Raw genomic sequence first — 568 nt, forward strand, 5'->3', positions numbered from 1 at the left:
GGTTCGTGTCGAGCACGCGATCCAGTTCCTGCGTCGTCACCTCGGCCAGGCCGCCCTCACGGCGCGCCCACTGGAACCCCGCATTGTTGACCACGACGTCCAGACCGCCCAGCTCCTGCACCGCTTGGTCGACGACGCCGCGGGCGACGTCCTCGTCCCGCAGGTCCCCGGGCAGGAGGACAGCGACGCGTCCCTCCTTGCGGACCCACGCCGCGGTGTCCTCCGCATCGGACTGCTCCTCCACCAGGTAGGACAGGGCGACGTCAGCGCCTTCGCGGGCGAACGCGATGGCCACGGCACGTCCGATGCCGGAATCACCACCGGTGATCAGCGCCCTGACACCGACGAGGCGCCCGCGCCCCACCCACGTGCGCTCTCCATGGTCGGGGACGGGGTCCATGAGCGAGCCCAGCCCCGGATAGGGCTGCTCCTGTTCGGGGAACCCCTCCCCCTGGAGAGTTCTCGCCGTCCCTGCTGGTTCTTCGACATGTGATGTGTTCATCCCACCAGCATGTGTGATCCACGCCATTGTCACCACCGGAAGCTCCGCGCACCGGGTGCACGCACT

1 protein-coding gene is annotated in these 568 nt (G+C 69.0%); it reads right to left on the reverse strand.

Going from position 1 to position 568, the window contains the following annotated elements:
• Positions 1–502 (reverse strand): SDR family NAD(P)-dependent oxidoreductase (locus FK530_RS25090; RefSeq protein WP_146489498.1); only part of this gene is annotated, 502 nt, incomplete at its 3' end.
• Positions 503–568: the final 66 nt, after the last annotated feature.

The organism is Tsukamurella conjunctivitidis, assembly GCF_007858475.1.
GTDB lineage: Bacteria > Actinomycetota > Actinomycetes > Mycobacteriales > Mycobacteriaceae > Tsukamurella > Tsukamurella conjunctivitidis.